This is a genomic window from Acinetobacter sp. YH01006, assembly GCF_013420445.1.
In the GTDB taxonomy this organism is placed as follows: domain Bacteria; phylum Pseudomonadota; class Gammaproteobacteria; order Pseudomonadales; family Moraxellaceae; genus Acinetobacter; species Acinetobacter pseudolwoffii.
Map to the genome: position 1 here is coordinate 1 of NZ_VOYB01000074.1, position 1,270 is coordinate 1,270.

Consider the following 1,270-nt stretch of genomic DNA (forward strand, 5'->3'; position numbering starts at 1 on the left):
AGTTGATCGACACCCGCCGTGACACGCTCCATGAAGTGCCTGCCTGCGTCTGTTAGCCGAACGCCCCGCGCATGGCGCTCAAATAGCAGGACACCAAGGTTATCCTCCAGCGCTTTCACACGCGCGCTGACGCTCGACTGGCTGATACCAAGTGCCTTGGCCGCATGCCGAAAATTCAGATGCTCGGCGACGGCGATGAACTGAACAAGGGAAATGAGCGGTATCCTGCCAGACAGGATACCGACATTCACGAGGTTTCGATGGTTAGTGCGCCGCATCGGAGCGGGCCTGCTACCAGTCGTCGGTTAGACGACTGGCGACTTCTCGGTGGCAGCCCCACGGAGCCGAAGGAGCACCAGCCCCAACGAAACCAGTACCGCCATCGCCGTGGCGTAACAGATCACGGGCCACGCTGTGTCACCGTTTAAAAGTGCCACCGCCAATGTCCCGACAATGCTGACTATCAGGCTTTGAACGCAGAAGTAGAACGCGACCGCTGATCCCGCGATGTCGTCGAACTCTGCCAAAGCGCCGTTCGCGGTAACGGACACCGTGAAGACAATACCGACCGCGACAACCCACATCGGTAGGATGAAGGTGAGGAATGACGGCGAGCCGTAAAGTTCGCCGATCCCCAACAGGACCGCTCCGCAAACAAGCAACGCCATCCCACGCGCCACGCATCCTGCGATGCCCCATCTGGCGACAAAGGACTTCGCGAAACGGGTTGTCACGATCATTACAAGCGCGACAGTGGCGAAGGCAAAGCTGAATCCGATCTCGGAATATTCCGCTTGGCCTATGAGCACACGGGGAGCCGTCGAGAAGAAGACGAAGAAGGTGCCCATACCGGCGCTAAAGCCGACAGTGTAAACCCAAAAAGCCGGACTCGCGAAGATCGGCAAGACAGATCGGCGCGTCTTGACTTGATCCAGAGGGCGGGTTTCGTGCCACCTGAAACCCGCATTTAGGAGTGCGAGCATCGCCAGTATAGCCAAAGTAATGAATATCGCCTGCCATCCCAAGAACTCGCCGATCAATGCTCCGGCGATAGGGCCGAGCGCAGGCACGAACGCCAGCATCGAACTGAAAAGGCCGTAGATGACGACACCCTCAGGACGGTTGGCATAAACGTCGCGAACCGTCGCGAACGTCGCCACCAGCATGGCCGACGCGCCCACTGCTTGAAGTAGACGGAAAGCGACAAAGGCCGGTGCAGTTGAAGACCAAGCTGCTCCCAGAGACGCAATGACGAAAGCCGTTGCGCCCG

General features: G+C 58.7%; 2 protein-coding genes. Both read right to left on the bottom strand.

Going from position 1 to position 1,270, the window contains the following annotated elements:
• Nucleotides 1–278, bottom strand: a 278-nt coding sequence (locus FTT73_RS16100; RefSeq protein WP_088209976.1) for a LysR family transcriptional regulator, incomplete at its 3' end; no start/stop codon positions are given.
• 27 nt (nucleotides 279–305) lie between these two features.
• Nucleotides 306–1,270, bottom strand: a 965-nt coding sequence (gene floR / locus FTT73_RS16105; protein ID WP_159153865.1) for a chloramphenicol/florfenicol efflux MFS transporter FloR, incomplete at its 5' end; no start/stop codon positions are given.